20 protein-coding genes are annotated in these 23,392 nt (G+C 56.3%); 2 read left to right on the top strand and 18 right to left on the bottom strand.

The window, feature by feature from the left end; all coding sequences use genetic code 11:
• Window positions 1–63 precede the first annotated feature (63 nt).
• Window positions 64–675 carry a class I SAM-dependent methyltransferase gene (locus tag F1381_RS04135; RefSeq protein ID WP_151733555.1) on the top strand — a complete coding sequence of 204 codons (612 nt, stop codon included), beginning with the start codon at window positions 64–66 and terminating at the stop codon, window positions 673–675.
• 88 nt (window positions 676–763) lie between these two features.
• Here the strand turns inward: F1381_RS04135 and F1381_RS04130 are convergent, their stop codons facing one another.
• The 5 genes from F1381_RS04130 to F1381_RS04110 form a co-directional block, all read right to left on the bottom strand.
• On the bottom strand, window positions 764–2,110 hold the full coding sequence (locus tag F1381_RS04130; protein WP_151733554.1) for an extracellular solute-binding protein: 1,347 nt from the start codon (window positions 2,108–2,110) through the stop codon (window positions 764–766).
• Between the two features lie 114 nt (window positions 2,111–2,224).
• Window positions 2,225–3,025 (bottom strand): response regulator transcription factor, encoded by an 801-nt coding sequence (locus F1381_RS04125; protein WP_151733553.1) that lies wholly within the window; start codon window positions 3,023–3,025, stop codon window positions 2,225–2,227.
• On the bottom strand, window positions 3,009–4,787 hold the full coding sequence (locus F1381_RS04120) for a sensor histidine kinase (protein ID WP_151733552.1): 1,779 nt from the start codon (window positions 4,785–4,787) through the stop codon (window positions 3,009–3,011). Before F1381_RS04120 ends, F1381_RS04125 begins: the two co-directional genes overlap by 17 nt.
• Before the next feature lie 179 nt (window positions 4,788–4,966).
• Window positions 4,967–5,245: a hypothetical protein gene (locus tag F1381_RS04115; RefSeq protein ID WP_151733551.1), complete on the bottom strand. Its 279-nt coding sequence runs from the start codon at window positions 5,243–5,245 to the stop codon at window positions 4,967–4,969.
• 66 nt (window positions 5,246–5,311) lie between these two features.
• Window positions 5,312–6,025 (bottom strand): HAD family hydrolase, encoded by a 714-nt coding sequence (locus tag F1381_RS04110; RefSeq protein WP_151733550.1) that lies wholly within the window; start codon window positions 6,023–6,025, stop codon window positions 5,312–5,314.
• Between the two features lie 251 nt (window positions 6,026–6,276).
• On the opposite strand from F1381_RS04110, the gene F1381_RS04105 reads away from it, so the two are divergent.
• A complete protein-coding gene (locus F1381_RS04105) occupies window positions 6,277–7,383 on the top strand; it encodes a copper amine oxidase N-terminal domain-containing protein (protein WP_151733549.1) in 1,107 nt (368 codons plus the stop codon).
• 116 nt (window positions 7,384–7,499) lie between these two features.
• Here the strand turns inward: F1381_RS04105 and F1381_RS04100 are convergent, their stop codons facing one another.
• The 13 genes from F1381_RS04100 to F1381_RS04040 form a co-directional block, all read right to left on the bottom strand.
• Window positions 7,500–9,074 (bottom strand): histidine kinase N-terminal 7TM domain-containing diguanylate cyclase, encoded by a 1,575-nt coding sequence (locus F1381_RS04100; RefSeq protein ID WP_151733548.1) that lies wholly within the window; start codon window positions 9,072–9,074, stop codon window positions 7,500–7,502.
• Window positions 9,075–9,437: 363 nt separating this feature from the next.
• Window positions 9,438–10,331 carry a GNAT family N-acetyltransferase gene (locus F1381_RS04095; protein ID WP_151733547.1) on the bottom strand — a complete coding sequence of 298 codons (894 nt, stop codon included), beginning with the start codon at window positions 10,329–10,331 and terminating at the stop codon, window positions 9,438–9,440.
• A 216-nt stretch (window positions 10,332–10,547) separates the two neighbouring features.
• Window positions 10,548–11,399, bottom strand: coding sequence for a diguanylate cyclase domain-containing protein (locus F1381_RS04090; protein ID WP_151733546.1), 852 nt, complete (start codon window positions 11,397–11,399; stop codon window positions 10,548–10,550).
• Entirely contained in the window at window positions 11,389–13,497 is a 2,109-nt protein-coding gene (locus tag F1381_RS04085) for a cellulose biosynthesis cyclic di-GMP-binding regulatory protein BcsB (protein ID WP_151733545.1), read from the bottom strand. Before F1381_RS04085 ends, F1381_RS04090 begins: the two co-directional genes overlap by 11 nt.
• Before the next feature lie 53 nt (window positions 13,498–13,550).
• Window positions 13,551–14,801 carry a glycosyltransferase family 2 protein gene (locus F1381_RS04080; protein WP_151733544.1) on the bottom strand — a complete coding sequence of 417 codons (1,251 nt, stop codon included), beginning with the start codon at window positions 14,799–14,801 and terminating at the stop codon, window positions 13,551–13,553.
• A gap of 37 nt (window positions 14,802–14,838) precedes the next feature.
• Window positions 14,839–16,368 carry a hypothetical protein gene (locus F1381_RS04075; RefSeq protein ID WP_151733543.1) on the bottom strand — a complete coding sequence of 510 codons (1,530 nt, stop codon included), beginning with the start codon at window positions 16,366–16,368 and terminating at the stop codon, window positions 14,839–14,841.
• Window positions 16,365–17,921 carry a glycan biosynthesis hexose transferase WsfD gene (gene wsfD / locus F1381_RS04070; RefSeq protein ID WP_187355188.1) on the bottom strand — a complete coding sequence of 519 codons (1,557 nt, stop codon included), beginning with the start codon at window positions 17,919–17,921 and terminating at the stop codon, window positions 16,365–16,367. The genes F1381_RS04075 and wsfD overlap by 4 nt, the downstream gene beginning before the upstream one ends.
• Window positions 17,922–17,945: 24 nt before the next feature.
• Window positions 17,946–19,118, bottom strand: coding sequence for a glycosyl hydrolase family 8 (locus tag F1381_RS04065; RefSeq protein ID WP_246187901.1), 1,173 nt, complete (start codon window positions 19,116–19,118; stop codon window positions 17,946–17,948).
• Window positions 19,119–19,381: 263 nt separating this feature from the next.
• Complete coding sequence (locus F1381_RS04060; RefSeq protein WP_151733542.1) at window positions 19,382–20,398, bottom strand: potassium channel family protein; 1,017 nt, start codon at window positions 20,396–20,398, stop codon at window positions 19,382–19,384.
• Window positions 20,399–20,427: 29 nt separating this feature from the next.
• A complete protein-coding gene (locus tag F1381_RS04055) occupies window positions 20,428–20,820 on the bottom strand; it encodes a DUF350 domain-containing protein (protein WP_151733541.1) in 393 nt (130 codons plus the stop codon).
• Window positions 20,817–21,464, bottom strand: coding sequence for a hypothetical protein (locus tag F1381_RS04050; protein WP_151733540.1), 648 nt, complete (start codon window positions 21,462–21,464; stop codon window positions 20,817–20,819). The genes F1381_RS04055 and F1381_RS04050 overlap by 4 nt, the downstream gene beginning before the upstream one ends.
• Complete coding sequence (locus F1381_RS04045) at window positions 21,454–22,671, bottom strand: glutathionylspermidine synthase family protein (protein WP_151733539.1); 1,218 nt, start codon at window positions 22,669–22,671, stop codon at window positions 21,454–21,456. The genes F1381_RS04050 and F1381_RS04045 overlap by 11 nt, the downstream gene beginning before the upstream one ends.
• Complete coding sequence (locus F1381_RS04040; RefSeq protein WP_151733538.1) at window positions 22,668–23,378, bottom strand: hypothetical protein; 711 nt, start codon at window positions 23,376–23,378, stop codon at window positions 22,668–22,670. Before F1381_RS04040 ends, F1381_RS04045 begins: the two co-directional genes overlap by 4 nt.
• Window positions 23,379–23,392: the final 14 nt, after the last annotated feature.

Below are 23,392 nucleotides of genomic sequence, written 5' to 3'. Positions count from 1 at the left end.
TCGACCTGACGGGACGCCTGCTGTGCGTTTATAATGGATTCCAAATCCAGCCACCTGTAAAGGATGAAACCTATGTCCGAGCATCAACCCTCCAAACAAGCCGACCTCGCCCGCTTCAACGCACTGGCCCCGGTGTGGGACAACGGCGGCGAAGCCTTGGCGCAAGCGCAGCGCACCCTTTCGTTCCTCGGCTTCCGGGACGGCCAGTCGCTGCTTGACGTCGCCGCCGGGAGCGGCGTTATCCTCGCTGCACTGCACAGCCTCGGATTGGCCCCGGGCCGCTATCTGGCCGTCGATATCTCCGCGCCGATGCTGGAGGCGCTTCTGCGAAGCTTCCCGGAAGCGGAGAGTCAGTGCGCCGACTTCGAGCAGCCGTTTCAGACGCCGGCCGCCTTTGACCACGTGCTGCTGTATAACAGCATCCCGCATTTCTCTGACCTTGCGGCGGTATTCGCCAATGCGCAGCGCAATCTGCTGCCGGGCGGCTCCTTCATGATCGCCCACTCCCGCACGCGCGAAGGACTGCGCGAGCATCACCGGCGCATCGGCCACAACCCGCAGCGCGAGCCGATTCCGCCGGACGCGGAGCTGGCCCGGCTGGCAGCGGAACACGGCTTCACGGCTGCCATATCCGCAGACGAAGGCTTCTTCCGCTTCGCCTGCATCCGCCTGTAATCCGGCAGCACGGGCGGGCTCCATCTTCGGGCAGACTTCTTGCAGCGGTGTCCCGCCCATCCGCATTCTGCAACGGCAGCTCTTGCCGTCAGTTGCTCTTCTCTACCGCCTCTTTGTTCTTGACGGCGAATTGCTCCGGCGTCACGGCTTCGCCGAACAGCGCCTGGATCATATCGAGATGGACCTGGGCGGCTGTAGGCTTCATCTGCACATCGGCGTACAGCGTGATACTGCTGGCATTGTTCAGCTCGTCCAGCAGCTGAACGTACAATTGCGGCAGCCGGCTGTCCGAGGTATCCACCTTGGTGGCCGGAATGACGCCGGCCGTTGTTACGGAGGCCTCGCCCCAATGGCTCACGAAATACTCCACGAACGCTTTGGCCTCTTCCTCCACCCGCGAAGCCTCGGCTACAAATAATCCGACGCCGGGACCGCCCACCCAGCTGTTGATATCGCCCTTCCCTCCGTCTACTGTCGGGAATTTGAAGAAGCCGACCTTGTCCTTGAATTCCTGCGGAATGTCCGGATTGGCCGTAAAGTTCGGCAGCTCCCACGTGCCGGTCAGATACATAGCCGCCTTTTCATCGGTAAACTCCAGCTTGCCTTCCTCGTTGGATAGCCCGTTGTATCCCGGATTGAATGCTTTCATATTCACCAGATTCTGCACCTCGGCCGCCGCACGGATCAGACCGGGATCATCAAAGGAAACTGCGGCGCTCGTAGCCTTGCTCAGCGTCTCGCTGCCGGCGAGCCGATCGGCCAGATACATATACCAGATAGAGCCCGTCCAACGGTCCTTGTTGCCCAGGGCAATCGGCGCTACCCCGGCATCGGCCAGCGTCTTGACGACCTCCTTGAATTCCTCGTAGGTGGACGGCACCTGAAGATCATATCGTTCAAATATATCTTTGTTGTAATACACCGGACATATATTCAGCTCAATCGGCAGGGCGTAGGTAATGCCGTCTACCTTGTAGGCCTCGGTCGTGCCGGCGACAAATTTATCCTTCAGCTGCTCACCGCCGAGAATATCGTCCAGAGGTGCGAACAGGTCGCCTTTCACGTACGGCTCGATAAATCCGGCCGCCCAGGTAATCCCGACATCGGGGAGTTCATTGGAGGCGGACAGCACCTTCAGCTTGTTCTTATATTGCTCGTTCTCCAGCACTTCCTGCTTAATGTTCACATTCGGATGTTCCTGCTCGTACGCTTCGACAATCTGCGTCACCAGCCTGTACTGCTGTGGGGAGCTGTCTGCCGGCCATGAATGCATCATATGGATCGTGACCTGCTCAGCGGAGGCACTGTTCCCTTGAGCGGCTGGACCCCTGCCTCCGGCGGCCGTATTGCTGCTATCGTTCTCGTCGCACCCGGCAAGGAGGAGCATCAACACAGCGGTCAGCACCAGACCATGGGTCCATATGTTCCTAAGCATTGCCATTACCTCCACTAATCTCGGTTGCGCGGTAAATTGTAACCGCTATCATTCAAATTCTAGCACTGCCTTTGGAGGTTTATAAGAGCACAATGATTGGAAATAACTCCACTTTTATTGGATATTGTCCGCCTGATCGCTGATCCGCTGACGGTAGCGGCTGGGGCTGACTCCTTCGTGCTCCTTGAACACTTTAATAAAATATTTATCCGTACGGTAACCAACGCTCTCGCCGATCTCGGCGACGGAAAGTCTGGAGTTCAGCAGCAGCTCCTTGGCCCGCTGCAGGCGCAGACGCGTCAGATACTCGCTGAACGGCAGGCCCGTCTGTTCCTTGAACAATACGCTGAAATAGCTCGCATTCAGATGCAGGCGGCCCGCCACCTCAGCCATGGTCAGCTGGTCACCCAGATGCCCCTCCACATAAGCCAGCGCTTCCCTGACCGCTTCGCCCATCACGGGCTGATCCGGGTCGATCTCCAGCAGCCTGTGATCCACCAGCTTCTCCAGCTTCTCGCGCCGTTGCCCCTCTTCCTCGTGCTTCAGCGCTTCCTCCGCTACCCGCAGCAGCTCCGCTTTGTCGAGCGGCTTCAGCAAATAATTGAACGCGCCGAGCTGCAGCGCCTGCTGGACGTAAGTGAACTCAGCATAGCCGGAAATCACGATAACCGCCGGCTTGCGGTGGACTGCCGACAAGGAACGGATCAGCTCCAGTCCGCTGACCTGCGGCATCCGCACATCGGTAATGAGCAGGTGGAACCGCTCCTTGAGCAGACGTTCCCGGGCCTCAACGCCGTTCTCGGCTGTCTCTACCGTATAACGTCCGGCCGCCCACTGCTCCAGCGTCTGTTTGATCCCCTGACGGGTCCGCGGCTCATCGTCGACAACCAGGATCGTCTTATTGACCATACTCATCCCTATTCCCTCCGTGATTCGGAATTTCAAAGGCAATAACGGTGCCCTCTCCCGGCTTGCTTGCAATATCAAGTCCCTCTATCTCGCCGTTTCCTCCGCTGTAGTATAGCTTCAGACGGCGCTGGACATTGAAGAGGCCGACGCCCGTTCCCTTCACCGAAATGGAGGGGCCGCCGTCCAGCGTGCGGTACAAGGCGCTCAGGGTGGCCTCGTCCATGCCCGGCCCATTGTCGCTGACGATAATCCGTGTCCATCCCGCCCGTTCGGAAGGCGCAGCCGAGACATGGACACTGCCGCTGCCGATCCGGCTCTCCACGCCGTGCAGAATGGCATTCTCCACAATCGGCTGCACCAGGAGCTTGGGCACCGGCACGGCCTCCTCCGGCGGCGCAAGCTCAATGCTCCAGCTTAGCCGTTCGCCGAGCCGCATCTCCATAATCTGCAGGTACCGCCGCACCTGCTCCATCTCTTCCTTCAGTGTGACCCACTCATCCTTGTCAGAATGTCCGATTATATAACGGAATAGGCGGGACATCACCACGACCAGACCGGCCAGCTCCTCCTCGCCCTTCTCCTCCAGCGACCAGTTAAACGCTTCCAGCGTATTGAACAGAAAATGCGGGTTGATCTGGGCTTGAAGCGCTTTAAGCTCCGTGCGGCTCTGCAGCACTTCCTTCTCATAAACAACGCGGATCAACTCGTTCATATTGGAGATCATCCCGTTATACGTATGATTCAGCTCCCGCAGCTCCATGGTGGATACGGCCTGGGGGTGGGGGCTCGGGGTCAGTACACCCAGCCGCGATTTGCGCATCGCCCGGATCAGATGCATGATCGGCCGGGTGATCATAGTGGAAAGCAGGAAAGACATCACCAGAAACAATACAGCGCCGATGCCGCCCGAGAGCAGCAGCACCGTCTGCAGCACAGATATCCCCTCGGTAACATAGCTGACCGGCGTCAGCACGAGCAGCGTCCAGTTCGTCTTCTCCGACCTCTGCTTGACCTGCACATACTCCTTGCCGTGGAATTCCACAGTCTGCTGTGTACTCTGGAGCAACGGCAGCAGGTTAACGCCGGGATCGCCGCCGCTTCCCAGCAGCCGGCCTTCATCATCGGCCAGCAGGATCGATTCGCCGCTGTCCCCTCCGCTCAGCGGGTCGTTCAGCTGGAAGTAGCTGCGCTGAATCCGGGCCATCAGATAGCCGCCCCGGGAGAACCAGCGGTCCATCAGGCTGACCTGGCGGATCGCCAGCAGACTCTCGTCATCGCTTGGATCAATGCCGATCCAGATCAGGCGGCCTTTTTGCAGATTGGCTTCGCTGATATGCCGGCTGGAAATCCGTGTGCTCAGCGTGCCTTCCTTGATGGGAAACAGCAGCTCATAATTGGCCGTATACAGCTCCAGTGAACCAACGCTCGGCATATAAGTCTGGTAGCTGGAGATAATCTGCAGCAGCGATTGCCGTTGATTGAAGGAGACCTTCTGGCCGTTAAGCTCTTCAAGCAGCAGCTGCTGCACCGTCGGATGGTTGGCAACCTGCTCCATCAGGCTGTCAATCTGGCCGATCAGCGCGTCCAGCCTGCCGCTGGCCTGAACCGCAGTCTGCTGGATGTGGCGCTCGGCGTTATTTTTGAGCAGGGATGATACTCTTTCGTACACAAAGACCCCCGATACCACTAAGATCATCAGCATGACCAGCAGAAAGCCGACGAATATCTGATTGCGCAGCGTATTCAGTTCCTTGAATCTTTCATACACCCTGGCATTCCTTCCTCCCTGACAAATCGCTGACAATGATTTCACTCTTATTCTCCAAAAGCATCCGGGATTGTCAAGCAAAAAAAGCAAAAGCCCTTGAACAAAAGCTTCCCTGCGAAAGGAACTGCTCAAGGGCCAGTATCCGCCGGCGGCGTTCTATTGCACTTCCAGACGACCGGCTAGTCGATATACCCGGCCAGTCCTTTGTCCATCAGATAGTCCATTTCCGCCTCCAGGATCGTCTCGACAGTCAGCTCATCCAGCTTCACGTCGCGTCTTCCGGTAATGTAATCGACCAGATCGTCCATGTCGATATCGACTTCGCCTTTACTGTTCGCTTTGGCGCTGGCCAGAAAATCCTGCTCATGCTTCAGCACCAGCCTGATCTGCTGCGGGTCCGCCTTGCTCTCAGCCGCCAGCACCGCCAGCAGCTCCTGTTCGTTGATCTTCTCGCTCATTTGTCGTTCCACTCCTCCGCGTTTATGCACAGCCATTGTAGCACAGGGAAGACCGGTCCACCAATGCTACCCGTTCCAGCCCGGAATTTGGCGGAGATCGCCGTCAAGAATCTGAAACGTACTGTGAACGGCAACCCCCCGCGGGGAGGAAGCGGTCTGAAGATAACAGGAGTCCAGGCCCATGGCGGCAGCGCCGGCGATATCGGTGCGCGGATCGTTGCCGATCATCAACGCCGAGCTTAAATCCGCACCGTATGTATCCGCCAGATAGCGAAAAAAGAGCGGATCGGGCTTGCTGACTCCGGCTTCCGAGGAGATGGCGATGCCGTCGAACAGCCCGATAATGCCCAGCATCGTCAGTTCGGCTTCGATAAAGGTCTTCTGTCCATTCGAGAGCAGGAACACCTTCTTGCCGCGTTCCCTCAGGCGCTGCAGGATTTCCGTCACGCCGTCGTAAAGAGAGATATGATTCATTGATAACGTCCGTACCCAGCGTACCGTTTCCTGCAGCCAAGCCTCCGAGGGCTGTCCGCCGAGCTGGCCGGCTACTGCGCGGAACACTTCCTCCATTACAAAATCGGGATGCTCGCAGCTCCGGCCAGCCTCCGCCAGCTGGCGGTCCCGCTCGTCCAGGTACCGGCGTTTCAGCTCGGCTGCTCCGGTGCGCATGCCCTGATATCCGAAGTGCAGCGCCAGCCGTTCCCACAATTCCGGACGTTCTTCGTCCGTCTCAATATCAATCAGCGTTCCGTAAAGATCAAAAATATAAGTCTCGTACATATAATCATCACTCCTTCTCTACAGGCGGGACATCTGTTTCAGGCCATGAAGCAGCCGCTCTGCATTCTGATTCCCGTCCATCGTAACGAATTTTGCCATTTCCGGCAATGAGTCCGTTTCTCCGGACTGAAAAACTACTAAATGACCATTAAATCATTAAGTGACACGAAAATCACTGCAACAAAATCGAAGCGCCCTGCGTCAGAGAGCTATACTTACCAAAAATATCACACATAAAGGAGCTTACACCTATGAACCGTTTACTGAAGACCAGCGCTGTTACCCTCACTCTTACGATGGCCCTTACGGCCGGCGCGGCGATTGCTGCCCCTGCCAAAATTACTACTATAAGCAACAATCTGCAGGTAACCTCAAGCACAGCCGCCGGTGCCTACACTGTCACTGTCAACGGAGAAGCTCTTGGCGATACCGGCTACCAGCCTTCCGGCGTGAAGGAGCCGCTGCTGCCGCTCCGCGCGGTGGCCGAGGCCCTCGGTTTTGAATTAAAGTGGAATAATACGACGAAGGCCGTCGATGTCAGCAGAGATAACATTTTCACCACCGTCAAGAGCGGCGAGGACCGTTATGCTGTCAACAAGATGAACACCACGCTGGGGACCGCTCCGGTGAACAAAGATAACAAGCTGTACGTACCGGTGTCTTTCATCAGTGAAGTGCTCCGTCAGACTGTGTCTGTAGAGGGCCATCAGGTCCTGATCTCCACACCTGCGGTCCATGCCAATTCAAGCGGTATTATTACCGTCATCAATAACACCGGAGACTACCAGTCTGTTCAGATTAACGGCGCCGGAACGATAGGAACGGTACTGAACATTGGCGAAGATACCGTGATCCAGGCGGCAGACGGCACCAAGCTCACCCTTAAGGACCTTCATATCGGCATGACGGTCGAAGTCGAGCATGCCAACTTCCAGACAATGAGCCTCCCGCCGCAGACACCGGCCTATGAGATCACAGTCCAGGATACCGGGGTTCAGGCGGACATGCTGGGCACCGACGGCACCGTCCAGGAAGTCACTAAGAACACAGACGGCTCCCTGCGCTTCTTCCTTAAGGGCAACAAGCTTACCGACGGGTCGCAAAGCGAAATTATCCTGAATGTGGATAAAGACACCGTTATCGTCAATGATAAGGGGGAAGCCCTGGACAGCACGGCCTTGGTTCAAGGCGCAAGAGTCGTAGGCTTCTACGGCCCGATGATGACCAGAAGCCTGCCGCCGATCGGCGGGGCCGAGACCATCATTGTTTCCTCCGTGCAGGACGATATTCCAGACTTCACCCAGGACTCGGCTGAGAGCTCCGGTCAGGATACCATCCAGCCCTTCGTTGAGAAATAAATTATAGCTGGCGATATGCAGGCAACACAGCAAAGCCCCCGGTCCCCGCTTATGGCGGGCAAGCCGGGGGCTTTGCCTTATCATTCTTTCTTATGTATGATTCCAAGCCGGCGCAGTTACCCTTTCAACGCTTCCCGCCATACCGGCGGCCGGCCCAGTGTAACCTTGTTCTTGCCGGTTGATTTGGAGATATAGAGCGCATCGTCCGCCTGGCGGTACAGCTCCTCGAAGGTGGCATCCCTGCGCTCGGTATAGGCAACGCCTATGCTGACCGTCAGCCGGATCTGATGCCCTCCGTCCAGGCGGACGGTATGACTGCCCATAGTGATCCGGAAATGCTCGGCTTCCTGCAGGGCCGCGGCTTCGCCCCCGGCGGCAAAGAAGACCGCAAACTCTTCCCCGCCCACGCGGCCGGTAATGCCGCTGTCGCAGTAAACGTTCAGCATTTTCTGGGCGAAATCCATCAGCGCCTTGTCGCCCGCTATATGCCCGTATGTATCGTTAATCAGTTTGAAGTCGTCTATGTCGAATAGCAGCAGCGCCACCCCGCCGCCGTTGTCCGCCAGATGATGCTGCACCAGCCGCATGAAATGTCTGCGGTTATACAGCCCTGTCAGATCATCGACCGTGGCCTGATACAGCAGTTCCCGTTCGTAACGCTTCTTCTCGCTGAGATCGCTCAGCACAATCAGCATGCCCGCGTCCTCGGCTACGCTGCGCTCCGTGGCGATCAAAGAAACACCGTACCAGATCTCATCCGTTCCCGATGCATCAATTTCGAACTGCCCTTCCATCCGCCGTGCGTAATGCACCGCAATCTCCCCGTAATACTCCAGCAGACTGTATATATTTCTGCCCATCCAGCCGTTGCCCTGACCCCCGGTCAGCGTGGACAGCATGGCTTCTGCAGCCTCGTTAGCCACAATAATGTTGTCATGATGATCCGTCAGCAGAATGCCGTCCTTCATATTCTCGAAAATGGTATTCTTCGCCGTAGGATAGATGGCAATCCGGGGATCCCGGAGCAATAAGAAGTAGGCCGCAACCATTGGAGGGAAGTAAGTGAACGCCGTAAAGCCTGTAATCTCAATCTTGAGAAGCGGCAACAGGAAACTGAATACGACAGGGATGGACAGCGAAGCCAGCAGCAGCAGATGGGGCCAAAAGTAAGGCTTGGGCGAGCTCCTGAGCGAGGCGGCCAGCAGATAAACGGCATACAGGCCGATAAGCTGGTCGTACGCAATGAGCATCATGCTGAGCGGCTCCGGATGGACAGCTACCCCGCTCACGCCCGCCACCGTAACAATGCCGATGCTGCTGCGCATCAGTTGATGATAGGAGTCCGTAAAGATAAGCCCAAGGTAAAAGACGACAGGAATACAAAACAAGGCAAGCCGCCTGGCTAGCCCTTCCGAAGATTGGGACACATACTCTTTGACCACCGCGTAAGTCAAGATCGTGCTCAGGAACAGCGGAGGCTGCTGCACATTCTTCCACCACAGTTTGGCTTGCAAAGTAGGCGCGATAACCTCTCCGGCCGTAGATATGAACATTACGCTGACCAGCAGCATCAGAATCCATAGATAGCGTCCCCCCGCATTGCTGCGGCGCCTGTACGATTTGACGCTCATGTAGAGACTTAGAACACTGCCCATTAATAAATAATACGGATAACCCTGCATCCACGGCATGTCATATTTCTCCTATTTTTCAGATAGCTTGGTTCTTATTATATCCTACTCTATCAAACAAATGAATCACTCTTGTAAAAATCTTCAAACCGCAACGAAGACCCCGCAGGCGTCCCGCGGAGTCTTCAAAAGGTGAGAAGCGGTCTATTTAATTATGCCAATTTCCAGTTGCTAGGGGGACCATCCGGAAAACAAGCGCCTGAATCTCGCTCTTGTCTTCTTCTTCCCTTTCAGATAGTACATGGGTTAATCAACTACCTTTCGGAATACACAAGACAAACCTGTTCTTCCAGCCGTTAATTGATACCTGCCACTTCCCACCTGCTTCTTATTACCCGGCAGGGCTGCAGCTCAAACAGCCTGTCACTCCGCCGTCTTCCGCAGCATATGCAGCAGCTCGCTGTCCAGGCGGAAGCCTGCAGCCTCCAGCCATTCCCGGACTTGCAGGTCACCGCTGGAAATGTGTACGGCTCTGAGACCCGGCGGCTTGCCGGCTTCTGCAGCCCGGTGGGCGAACACAGTCCACAGCATTTGTGCCGTAACCTCCCGGGCGTCCGGCACCCCGTCCCGCAGCTTCCCGGGATATAACTGGATGCCGGTAAGCTCGCCGGCCGCCGAGTATTGCCGCCTGAACTGCACATAGCCGATGATAGAGCCGTCCCGTTCGGCAAGCAGGCAGCGCCCGTCCGGAAGGCTGGGCCACAGCGCCTGCCAGGGTGCCGTGTAATCATAGAACGGAAGGGCAGCAGCCGCTGCAGCCGTAGTCTCCCGCAGCTCCAACCGGGCAGCGCCTTCCGGTACGCTACCCGATTGGAGCCCTTTCTCCAGGCTGTAGAAGAGCGTGCTGCCGGCCCCGCGGTATCCGTACTTCTCATACAGGGCGATGGCCTTCTCATTCTGCACAAAAGCTTCAAGGCATGCGGTCCTGACGCCGGCCTTGGCATACAGCGCCAGATTCTCCTCCATCAGGCGGCTGCCGAGCCCTTGTCCGCGGTATTCCGGCAGCACAGCAGTTCCGCCGTTCCAGGCACGCCTCTCCCCGGCGATATCGCGGATCGCGTTCAGCGTAAAGGCCGCCGGTGCGTCTCCGCGCAGCAGTATAACCGAGTGTTCGGGATCAATGCCCTCGCGGGCCATCCGTCCCACATACACCCGGTAATCCATCCTCATATCGGCATAATATCCCTGGAATCCGGCATTCCAGGCGGACAGTGCGGCGCTTAGCGGGATTTCACTAATCATTTTACATTTAAACATTCTGGCATCCCCCTCTCTTTCCTACAGCGCTCTTACGGTGCCGCCGTCACAAATTACCGACTTGCCGGTCAAGCCCAAATCCATACCCTGCGCCTCCTTTATTTCCGTCTTCAGATTAAACCCATTGTAGTACAGGCCGGAAGCGCGGTCCAGAGATGGACAAAAATAGGCGGCGGGCATCGTATCCTGCCCGCCGCCTATTTGGCTGCATAAGTTCTACACATCGTACTCCAGCTGCTTCTTGGCCTGAACAATGAAGTGAAGCGGACTTTCAATTGTGTCCGCAGCATATTCCACAGCCCCGATCTTCAGGGCGAGATTAACCTTGTACTTACCCGAGAATTCCGTCTCATTGAGCTGCTGGAGCCGGAATTTAATCCGCTCGATAACTACCTTAGCCCCTTCGCCGTCGGTGAACAGCAGCAGTCCCCAGGTAGCGTCCTCCTGATCCAGCAGATACAGCGCATCGTTGGTGCGGATGCTTGACTGGCTGAGCTGCGAAACGTCATAGACGGCTTCCGAAAGCTGCTCCTCCGGAATCAGGCGGCGGATTTCGTTCCAGTACTTCACCTTAATGACCAGCAAGGTAAGCGGAATGCCGTAACGGACGGAAATGCCGGCGAACAGCTGCGCATCCTTCTGGAAGGCGGCACTGTTGCGCAGGTCCGTATTCTCGTCCACCGCAGCCAGGCTGGACATTCTCTTCCTCAGCTTCTCATTCTCTGCCTGCAGCTCCCGGCTGCCGGTGGTAAAGAACCACAGGGCGACCGTCAGCAGCGGTGTCATGATCAGCCAGAAGTACGTATGCAGCCCGATGGTCTCACCCAGTGTAACCGTACGGTAAACAATATAGAACCCGTAGATGAAGATGAACGCCAAATTCAGCGTCAGGCCAGCCGTGACAGTAGTGAAATAGGTGACCAGCGCCAGCAGAAAAGCAATCGTCAGGATGATGATATTCTGCAGGTAATCCCCTGGCATGCCGCCGATAAACAGGGTGCAGATGAACACCAGTACCAGAAATGCCAGAAAGCCAAGGTCAACCGCCAGCCCGCGGTTACGTTTCACGCTTATCACCACGTTTCTTCAGATGTTTACGCAGCAGCAGGATGAGTGCTACAAGAACGAAAGCCACGGCCAGAACGACGGCCGCCACAAATCCGAGCACATCGGGCCGGTCCAGTATCCGGTCAACTGCCGACTCCTCATCCGCCGCCGCTGCAGTCTTGAACCGGTAGGCACCGACATTGCCGTCCTTATCCGCAGCCACGCCGTCCCCGAACACCTTCCATTTGCCGGATTCGGTGGAGAGCAGCTGCGCTGCCCGGAACACATTCTCCATTTCCACGCCCGTCACCGCCATAAAGCCCATACCGCGGGCATAAGGCGACTCCACCAGCTGCAGTGTGCCGATTCCGCTGCCGTAAGCTTCTTCAATGCTCATTTTTTCATTGGAGAGTAAGGTTGAGCCGTCGCTGCTGAATTGAAAATACAGCTTATCGTTGTTATCGCGGATCACTTTGTTGTTCTTAAAGGTCCCAATGGCGATCACATTATTATTCTTGAGGTTATCCGCCGCAACATCATCGGTGTAAAAATGCACATCTCCGGCGTTGCCGCCTGTATACCGTCCGAGCAGATTGAACAGGCCGCCCAGTGTCCGGTAGGCGTAATCGTCCATCTCCTGCGGCAGCACGACCGCCACATGGTTATAAATTTCATCGCGCAGGAACGGGTACGGATAGTTGTTGAACAGCAGCTCTGTACGGTCCTTGGTATTCAGCTGCATTGCCGACTCCCTGCTGATATAGGCCCAGGGCATGTCTTCCGTGTTCAGTGAACAGCCGTTGCCCGTGATCGCCAGGTCAAAGGCTACTTTAACCGAGAAATTCCCGGAAACATTTACATTCGGGGGTACCGGCAAATTCAGCGTGTCGCCGTTCGCCAGCTCCTTCTGCAGCTTCTTGCTGCCGATCGGCGTGTCATTGATGCTGACCGTTACCAGCGAGTGCTCGAAATCCAGATTTTGCGCATACCGGAAATCAAGACTGATCCGCCCGGCATCGGCAATGGAGCGGCCCGCCGGCAGCTCTACATAATACGTCTGTTCCCGGTGGTTCGCGCCGGTGAGCTTATCACCTGTTTCAGTAAATGTAAATGTCCGGCTGACCGGTGATACGCTCTGCTCTACCCGGGTCGAGCCGTCCACGATCTTGAGCTCGCTGCCGAGCTGCAGAGCCAGCTCCTGATTGGCGAGCAGCCGGCCCGCTTTGATCAGCAGGCTCTCATCCTTGGAGGTCACCACCAGCACCGGTGCTGTCTCACGGTTCACCAATTGTATCAGCGCCTGTGTGCCAGGATCGGCGCCGGAATCCAGCTTCTGCTTCAGCGCCGCCGGCAGACGGTCATACAGCGCGACCAATACTACAGCCTGCTTATCGGCCACAGTGTCGCTCCGGTAAGGCAGCAGCGGGATCGTTCTATCAGTCAGCGCATTGGCCTTCACCATCCCTGACAGGGCGTAGGCAGCAGCCTCCAGCTCCGATCCTGCGGCATTCTCGGGCACCGTGATCAGGCTCTGGTTCCGAGTTACCGTGTCGGGTCCGGAGAAGCGCGCATAGAAGTCGCTGATTCCCCCGGTTATCGGCTTCTCCGTATATTTGACAGCAATATTGGAGGTGTTGAACAGGTGCAGCCAATTGTCCGGAGCATCATCCACATTGCAGGACAAGGTATTGCCCTGCTCCCCTGTTCCCGTCTGCAGCGAGCCCTGAATGGCGAGCGTATTGACACCCTTCCTCAGAAAGCCCACCGGTGCAGAAATACGCAGCGTCTGCTCTCCGTTGTTCTTAAGGGAAGGCCGGAACGAATAGAATGGACTGCCGTTCAGGGACAGCGTCACACTTGATCGCTGTTCCTCCGTAAGCTGGGAGAGCTGAAAGTGCAGCTCCACCGTTACAGCCTGAACATTCCAGTAATCCATGACGGTAAAGGATTGCTGCTGCGCTTCCGTACTGGACAGCGTATTGCCGCTGCCGGCAAAGGCGGTCTCGTAGGTCAGGCTTCCGCCGCCAGCGGAGGCTGCGGGGGCGGCCTGGACCGCAGCGGCTTGCAGCAGGACAAGAACGAGGCAGAGCGTCCAGCTCACCAGATGTTTTTTGTTCATAATGTTATCTCCTGTATCCTCATTGTACTTGTACTTGCACAGCCGGCAGAGTGTCAGAAGCGTTCGGTTTTGTACCATTTGGCTTCCCGTTTAAAGATCGTGTCTTTGATATAGTTAAGCATTCCGTTCGCGGCCACTACCATCCACAGCTGGCAATAGGAAACATACATCAGCATGATGATGCCCAGATTGGAGAGGCTCATCTCGCCTTTCTCCGTCGTCAGCGTAATGAAGATCCCGACCACAAACAGCAGGATGGCCAAGAGCCACAGAAAGCTGCTGAGTCCGGCAATCGTAGTATGCACATAGCCCATGGCATGCAGGACGAGCAGCGCGTCGGACGTCAGAAGCGAGATCAGCAGCAGAAAGTAGATCGACAGATAGTAGAGAATATCGAAACGGATTTTCGCTGCCTTGCGGTCCAGGAGAAGCGGCAGGTTCTTGACAATGACATACACATTGCCTTTGGCCCAGCGGGTCCGCTGCCGGAACCACACCTTCACCGTCTGCGGCTCCTGCTCCCAGGTGACCGCCTTCGGCTGGAACTTGATCCGGTAGCCCATCCGGTAAATGCGGAAGCTGATTTCCGTGTCCTCGGCCAGCGCTTTGACGTCCCACCCGCCGACCTGCTCCACAATCGAGCGCCGCATAATATAATTGGTCCCGGGAATCGTGCACAGCTTGAACAGCTTCCATCTGCCCGCCTGGGCCATCCATTGAAACGATAAAGTCTCAATATTGATGAACCGGGTCATCAGGCTGGCATCGCGGTTGCGGGTCCGGAACTTGCCGATGACCGCTCCCAGCCGCGGATCACCCGTGATCTCCGCCACCAGCACCCTCAGCGCCGGCCGCTCGGGTGTATTGTCGGCGTCATAGATAGCGATCAGCTCACCCTTACTGCGGGTAAAACCGATATTGAGCGCATTCGATTTGCCTTTTCCGCCTGTATCGGCATCCGTGTTGATCACGGTCAGGCTGCGCTCCGGGTATTTCTGCTGAATCGCCGACAGCAGCCCGGCACTGTTGTCCGACGAATTGTCGTTGATGACGATAATTTCGTAACGGTCATGGGGATAATCCAGCGCAAGCAGCGATTCGACGGTCCGGCCAATCACCTTGCCCTCATTGTGGGCCGGAACCATAACCGTGACGAAGGGGTATTCCCCCTTGATTTCCGGCGGCCCCTCCGCTTCCGTCTGGATGTAATACAAATAACCGGCGATAATCAGCGCCACATTCACCAGCAGCAAGGACCAGATGCAAATCACCGCAATCACCATAAGCACATCTGCAATTGTCATGAGGTTCGCCCGCTTCCTTGTTCCTTGATGGTATAATTCAATATTTCTTCCGGTACAGACGGCGGCCGATCAGCAGCAGCGCTCCAAACAGCAGCAGGGCGAATATAATCACCACGATAAAAAAAGCGCTCTGCACACTGAACAGCTTGGCGAAGCTGACCTTCTGCTCCTCCTGGTATTGATAATTCCCGTCTACCGCCTGCGGAGAATAAGCGACATTCAGCGTCTGCCCGTTAATGGATATTACCCCGCCGGAGGAAACAACCGTATGGTTATCGGTATTCACGCTATGATTCCCCTGCCTATAGTCGGCAAAATTCATCCAGCTCCCCTGCAGACTCTGCAGCATGGCATCCAGTTCCTCCTCCGCCTCCGGCAGCTCCAGCGTAACCGCCGTATCCAGCGGCAACTGCGGCAGGGCTTTACCGGTATGCGGCAAGCCCGTCAGCTCCTCCCAGGTCATGCTGTACAGACTGGAGGCAAAGGACTTCGAGACATTGGTCTCTTCCATATAAAAAATCTGCTCGTCGGGGAACAGCACGACCGAATCAAAGAAGCCCATCCCCGCCGGGGCATACTCCTTGTCATAAGTCCAATAGTTCTCGGCGGCGATGCCCAGCGGAGCCACGCCCGCGTTAACCAGCACATCAATGAAGGTGCTCATCTTGCCGGCAAGCGAACGGTCGCTGCTGTTGATCGGCGGACGGACCGCCGGCGCATTGATGACAATGCTGCCGTTATAAGACTGGACAACCCGCAGCGCCTCCGCATAACGCTCCATGGCCGGGAAGCTGGTGTTGCCGAAGACGGGGCGTACGCTGGCCACAAAGGGAATGCCGCTTTCGTAGAGGCGTTCCGCCGCATGCTCCAGCAGCTCCAAATCGGAGAACGGATAAATCTCCCGGAGCACCAGGTAGGTGTGCGGCGCATCCGTGACTGCGAACCAGTCCCGCAGCACATAGCTCAGGCCCAGCAGCCCGGAGTCGCCTTGAAGGTACGGAACATAGGTGTACCTCCCTGCGCTTACTGCGAAAGGTGCCTGCAGGCTGCCGTCCTCAAGGGACAGGCTGCCATACGGCCGTCCGCCTTTAAAGGAGACGATATACGGCATATCGGACGCCTGAAACGCAAGGCCGGCAATATCCCCGATCGACAAGCTTGCGCTGGTGCCGGGATCGACCGCAGTCTTAAGCGACATCGCCTTACGCAGCTGCTCCGGCACATGATAGCCGATGTGCAGAAGTTGGCCCTGAAAATTTGCCGTATCCCGGGCATATTGCGGGTTTACGGTCTCTATATCACCGTTATTCATTACAGTAATTATCCTGGAATAGCCATCCATCTGCCCCGTCTGATATTCATCGATACTCAGCAGGGTGACTTCCGAGCTGTAAGCGGCCAACAGCCGCTGCAGCTCTGCCACATTGCCTTCTTTGTCCGTGCCGGCGGCAAGGCTGTCATAAAGCAGCAGCACCCGGCCGCCAGCAGCCGCTGCCGCCGGGGCCGGGGGGACAAGCGTGAGCAGAGCGGTCAGCAGGGCCAGCAGCACCATGCCCATGCGCCTCATGCACTCACGCCCTTTCCGGCAGTGGAGCCTTCCGCTGCCGCCGGACCCAGCCGCGGTGAATTCGCAGCCGGGAACTTGCGTTCTGCGCCGAATACGCGGCCCGCGACCCCGGACACCGTCAGCACAAGGACGAGGTCAAACGATAGGGTGAACAGGAACTCGTGCTTGGCAATATCGGCGTCGCCCGCCCCGATAATGGACACGAAGATGCCCGATAGACCGACAAGCATAGCAGCGGCAATCAGCACCAGACGCTGCATGCCCCTGGCATCGCGCAGCTTGACAGCCTGCACAAAGGACGGCATATACATCCCGAGCGTAACCGCCATCCACAGCAGGATGAAGCTGAAGGTCTTAGGCGCCAGACTCTCTTTAAGGATGCTGTACAGGGTGAAGAAGCGGCTCTGCGCGCGGAATTCCTGACCGGCTGACTTCTCATAGTTGCCCATCGCCGCCGGTTTGATCGTATAGGCGCTTTCCGCCGCAGTATCCAGGATTTTAGCGAACTGCCCCGGATGGGCCACATAATATTTGAGGATCGATACGAAGCCGTAATGGTTAAAGAAATCCTGCTGCAGAATTTCCGACTTCACATCTGCCGTGCCGTACTGGTCGTAATATGTGTTTTCCTTGAGAATAGCAAACTGCTTGTCCATTCCGAGGGATTCCAGCGCCTTCTCGGGATTCTCGGAGGTCATCAGCACACCGCGGGTCATCGCGTGATACTGGTTAATATTGACGAACTCATCGGAAATGTTCAGATAGGTCAGTACACCCGCCAGCAGCATGACAGCGGCGGAGGCCGCCGTGAGGCAGCGGAAGAGCCGCTCCTTGCGGACCCAGAAGAGGGACACCGACAGGATGCCGACAATGATGCCCACCGGCGCATTCTGCTGCTTGGAGGTGGTCAGAATCAGCGTGCTGGCAAGCAGCAGGAACAGCAGCGCATAATCGTTGTAACGTCTGCGGTACAGCAGCAGCCAGGAAGCGAAGACAAGAGTCATCGTAATCATCACGGCACTCTCCCCGAAGAAGGAGTTGAAATACGCCGTGTATCCCGTATCGCCGAAGATAAAGATGGCCGCCGCAGCCACTGCCATTCCCCGCCTGCGGGACATCCGACAGGTTAACCCTTCCACCAGCAAGTAAACAGCTGCTGCGTAGAGCATCAGATAAATGGCCGCCTGAAAGCGGATATCGAACACTGTACTGCTGAAGAACAGCTTGTTCAGCCCGATTGCCAGCTTGATAAAGAGCGATTGCGAGGAATGCAGCATCGTGCCGTTCTCGTTGTAATATTGAAAGATACCATATTGCTTGACGAAATAACCGAAATATTGGCTGTCATAATCAGGAAGGTTAAAGTAAAGTCCGTTGCTGTATATAATGCGGAAAAAGTCGCCGTTGTCGGCCATCCCGATAAACGGGGGGACGAACAGCGCCACGATCGTAACCAGCAGCACTCCGGATGCCGCCATGGCGGCGGGCGAAATACGGAGGCCGGCATAAAGGATGCTCTGCCGCAGCGTTGTTTTTACCAGGTTGCCATTCACGCGGTGTCACCTTCCTTCACTTCATTAGTCGATCAGTCGATCATAGGAATAAGCCGTCAGTGCCATCAGATTGTCAAAAGAATAGGCCTCTCCGGTCTCTGCGTTCCCGAACCCGCCAAAGAGCGGACTGGTCCCGTCGGTAATCCGGAATTCGTTCATGCGTTCAATCCCCCGGCGGTACAAGTCCTCATCCCCGGCCGCCCGGCCAATCATCGCCGCCAGCGCATAAATCGCCGTGGACCGGATATCGTTTACCGGCACCCCGTCCCGCGTATATTGCCCGTATAGCGTTCCTGCCTCAACCTGCTGCTTAATGTACCGGAGACTCTGCAGGTTATATCTGCCGGCTTCGGCCAAATGCAGTAGGCTGAGCATGGACTCCACTGTATTTATATTTTCTGAGCGGTAAGTGCCGCTCTCATAATCGAACCGCGTCTCATAAAACGGAAATTGATCCGATATATATCCGTCTTCCAATATTTCTGTCATGTTATGCAGCAGAATCCCGCCGCTGTCGCTAGGAATCGACAAATTTCGCAACACACTTAGATTAATATAACACAAAGTTATAAATTTGTTGGTATTCATGTAAATATTGTCATAAAAATCATACATATATCCATTTTTCACATTGTGCTCATAAAATCGCTGTCCATACTGTTCGGCCGCCTGTGTAAAGCCGCTCTCCTGAAATTTCTCCCCGGCCGCCTGCAGGGCGCCAATCAGCCGTAAATCATCGACCGCAGCGTTGACGGAATACTGCTTCCCGTGCTTTGGGCTATAGCGGTAGCTGAACCCGCCCTTCATATCGAAGGTTTGAGCGGCCTGCTTCCATAGCAGCGTGAAGCGTTCCCTCTCGCCCCGCTGCACCGCACTCTGCATCATCAGGGAGGCGGATTCGCTGAGCACCTCATGACCGGTAGCGGCTCCGTCCGACTGCGCAGTCTCCATGCGATTGGTATACACGCCGTAAGGACCCGTCATCTGAGCGTCAATGAAGGCCAGCAGCTCCTGTTCCTCCCGGCTGTAGCTTACGGAAGGAGCCTGCTCCAGCGATGCAGGAGCGGTTGACGCTATAATGTCCGGTATAACCGGACTGGCATTTCCACTCTCATTGGTACCTCCCTTACAGGAGACCAGCAGGAGAAGGACGAACAGCATTCCGGCGATTTTGACTTTCAGGTTCTTGTTGTCCAAACGTTCACCTCCCGGGTGGACTTACTGTTTTTATATGCACACCCTACCATTTATAACGGTATAAAATATCACAAATTATACTCCAAATGTGTATGAATTGTGTAATTTAATGGTTTTTTCAAAATATTTTTACCATACCTCCAGTAATCTAGACATCCATACATTCCGTTCGCAATAGTCAGCACCGATAATCGAAAAAAGCCGGACAACAACCCTCAATGAAGGGATCGCTGTCCGGCTCGGTTTTTTGATATACCTCAGTCCTATAGCCCTTTGATTCTCCGGTAGGTTTCATCATCGGAGACAATAAACAACTTCGCATCGCCGGGAATCGTCTGCTCCAGCTTGCGGTTAATGCCAAGATCACCACGGTCGGATAGCAGGGTTGCCCCCTGCTGCAGCAAGGCATGAAAAGCGTCGCCGTAGGTTCTCCAGGCAGGATCGCGCGGCACTTCATAGATGTCGTCGCCATGCTGGCGGCTCAGCAGCTGGGTGATTACCTCGGAATTGCCTTCCTGCAGGGCCGACCGCACGGCAAGGCGGGAGACGGCATCATGCGACACTACGAACTCATTGATATGAACATGGCGGAAGTTCTGGATATTCTTCTCCTGCAGAATCTCTACGGTGGTGTGCACCTGCGGTGCAATCCGTTCAATGCTGGAAGCGATCAGCAGCGATTTGCCGTCCACCAGCGAAGGCTCGTCGATCCGGGTATCCCCGAAGATAATCGCCGCCCGGGCTTCATGGATATTTGCCTTTTGCAAAATATCGTCCGCAGAACCGTCCCCGCTGATGAAATGCACCTGCTCCATCTGTTCCAGCGGATGCCGCCCGTTCTCGTCGATAATGACAATCCGGCATTTCGGCTGATAGCAGAGAATTTCATCCACCGCTGCCTGCGTTTTGCGGCTCCAGTTAATCAACACCACATGATCTTTGCCTTGAAAGCTCAACGTTCCGGCTCCTCTCCTCCGCTGCACTTCTCCAAATGCTTCGACAATCTTGCCGATGACCAGACTGAGCAGGCCAATCCCGAAAATATACAGGAACATCGTAAACAGCCTGCCCACCGGCGTGGCGGCATAGAAATCCCCGTAGCCTACGGTAGACATCGTGGTCAGGACCCAATACAAGGCATTGAACCATTGACCGAAGGTATCCGGCTCCAGCAGGAAGGCGATCGTTGCGCACAGCAGGATGAACGCCAGGATGAGCAGTGCAATGGACTTATTCTTGAACTTCATCAGCTTGCCGGTGATTCTGAGGATAAAATGCACCTGTCCGTCCGCCTCCCGCGTATTTGCCGCTAAATAATCAGACTGCTTACCGCAAAGGCGGTACCGACGAATACAAGGCAGAGCATCGTGCCCACGGCCGTGTTGCCCTTCTCCAGCTCCTGCGAAATCCGGAAGCCCGGCGTAAACAGCTCAAACACCCAGTAAGCCACGATCAGGCAGACATAGCCCACGGCGAACCAGAGCATCATGTGCCAGATGGAGGTGTTCGTGTAGGCCGCCACACCGATGATGATTGCCGTTGCCAGGAACTTGCCGCCCAGCGCCAGCGCCACCGCCACATTGCCCTTCTTCAGCTCTTCCATGTCTTTGAATGGCGTCATTAATTGAAAGATAATCATCCCGAGCACCTGCAGCAGAATGATCGTCAATACGCTGACTACCAGGTTAACTACAATCGTCAATTCGCCCACCCCCTGAATTTTGCATAAGCCAAGTCATAATCGGCAAAATCATGCACTTCCTCCAGCACGACGGAGGCGGTCTTCTGTTTCTCCAGCGCCTTATAACGGTCATTGTCGACCGGCTGCTTGATCCGGTTACCCGAAGGCAGCTCCAGTACGGCGAAGTTCCGCGTCTTGCCCTGGTACTCTGTCTGATAGACGCCCACCAGGTCCACATCCGTTGTAATCGACACCTTCAGGTTGGACAGATCATCAATGGCCGCCTGCTGGTCCGGATAGGTCTTCAGCGTATCCCAGGCGGAAAGGCTGATCTCATTCTTCTGGTCCGCCGCCGTCGTCAATTCGGCATCCATGAACTGCAGCGTCCACACTTTATCTCCGGTGGCATAATTGTTGTCGTTAGGCAGCAGTTCGTTGTCGGGCAGGATCGTCATGTCGCTGCCGACCAAGTCGCCGACCGTGCTCTCCACCACGCGATAATCCCACGGTACGGTCGCCACGCTGTCAGTCGTTTCCCCCGAGGGGCCGGTATGAAACACACTGTCCTGATTGCCGCAAGCGCTGAGCAGCATAACCGCTGTCAGCAGCAGCGCGAGCAGCATTCCGGTGCGGGCTCTGCCGGCCCGGGTTCCCTTATTCTTCATCAAGCTCGCTCACTCCTAGCGCGATAAAATGGCTGGCATTGCCCGTTATCGGTCCGCCGGCACGGCCAAGCAATCCGCAGGGCTGCCCGTTTAGGACAAACAGGCCGGTCAGAAGGTGCAATTCCCCATCCGCCGTGTTAATCCGGGCCAGCTCGGTTCTCTTTTGATACACAGTTGGAAATAATACGCTGCTGTCGAAGCCCTCTTCATCCTCCAGCTCCAGCGTCCCTTCTTCGTCGAACAGGCGCACGGAACCGCCTTCGCGCCCGAACACGGATTTGGACACAAAGCCGCCTGTAAATACCGGCTTGTTGTAGGTAGGCAGGAGGTACCGCGAAATGGCTTCCCGCTCCTCGTCACTGAACAGGAGGCCCAGCTCATACATGCCCCAGACTGCAGCGACCAGGCCTTTGGATTGCAGCAGAATGCTGTGGGGCCCATTGAACAATTGCAGCTTGCCGGTCTCGATGGCATAGGCCAGCGCATCGCCGCCCTCATCGACCGCCATCCACTCCTTCGGATACAGCGCAAACATCCGCTCAATGATTACTTCTTCGCCGACGCGCACCACGCCTTCGTCGATCCAAAGATCGAGACAGTCGACACACTGAATATCAAGACCGCTGTGCTTCACCAACGCATCGATGGTCCCCGAGTCTTCCATATGCGAGCCGTAGGCTACACAAGCCGCCGTATCCGGGCGTTCAATGCTCCAGGCTGCCGCCAGCAAATCCTTCATCGCCGCATTGGGGCTGGCTACTCCCGACTGTTCACAAATCCATGGCGTGGCAATGGACGCTTCAACATAGCCGGTAGGCGTATCGGCATTCAGCTCCAGCAGCTTGATCGCGCCGTCATCCGCCACGGCAAAATCAAACCGGGCATAGCGGCTGATCAGCCCCGGCTCCGGCAAAGGGCAATCGTCAAGCATTTGCCAGAGAACAGGCGGGATGCCGATCAGATCATACAGGTCATGACGCCGGTGGACATAGCGGACCGCCTTGTCGAGGATCAGCCACAGACTCTCCGCTGCCTGCATAAGCTCCCGGTACACGTCCCCGCGGAGCACCGCAACGGCGTCCAGCCAATACTCCTCATCCTCCAGATCGGGCCAGGTGAAGCCCAGCTCACGCAGCTTCTCTACCCGGGGTGAACGCTCCAGCTGCGTGTTATCGATGAACCGGAATACGCTTTCCGTCCCTGTCATCCGCCGAACCCGCTGCTCTTGCTCGAGCCGGAGCCTGACCGCGACACCGATCCGGACTTGGAGCTGGAGCTCGAACTGGAGCTCTTGGAGGAGCCTAAGCCGCTGGAAGTGCCGCCCACTCCGCCGGACTTGGTCGATGTGTTTCTTCGTGTAATGGATCCGGTCGCCGATGTGGAGGTCTTCGGCTTCGCTACCGAGCCGGCAACCGGCTTGTTCTGAAAGCTGCCGCTGCTGTAAGTCGGCGGCTTATAGGTGGTCCGTGTTCCGCCGTAATAAGTGGGCCGGTCATTGTACCAGCCTCTGGAGGAGTAATACGAACCGTTGTTGAACAGCATGTGGTAGAGCAGCAGATCATCCCAGCCGAAGCCGGAATTATAGCCGCCGTAATTGTTGATGACCGTCGTTCCTCCGGAGGTCACCGCTCCCGTTCCCTGCTGTTCCACTTCTTCGGCATTCTCCTCAGGGTAGGGAATGTTCCAGTCTACATTGGGGTCAAAGTAAGCCTTGACCTCTTCCGTCGACCACGACACCAGCTTGGGCTCCTCGGCGGAGCCTCCTGCTGCGGCGCCGGCGCCGCCGGGAATAAACATCGCGTTCGCCAGGAGCGCGATCCCCAGCGACGTGGAGAGGACGCGCAGCGGCTTCCCGTCAGGGGTGAAGAAGCGGGAGGACGTTTCCTTCGGCTTGGCGTTTTCATCCTTTTCCATTATGAGTTCTCCTT

The organism is Paenibacillus tengchongensis (assembly GCF_008973665.1).
In the GTDB taxonomy this organism is placed as follows: domain Bacteria; phylum Bacillota; class Bacilli; order Paenibacillales; family Paenibacillaceae; genus Paenibacillus_AQ; species Paenibacillus_AQ tengchongensis.
This window is presented reverse-complemented; position numbering and strand designations above follow the sequence as displayed.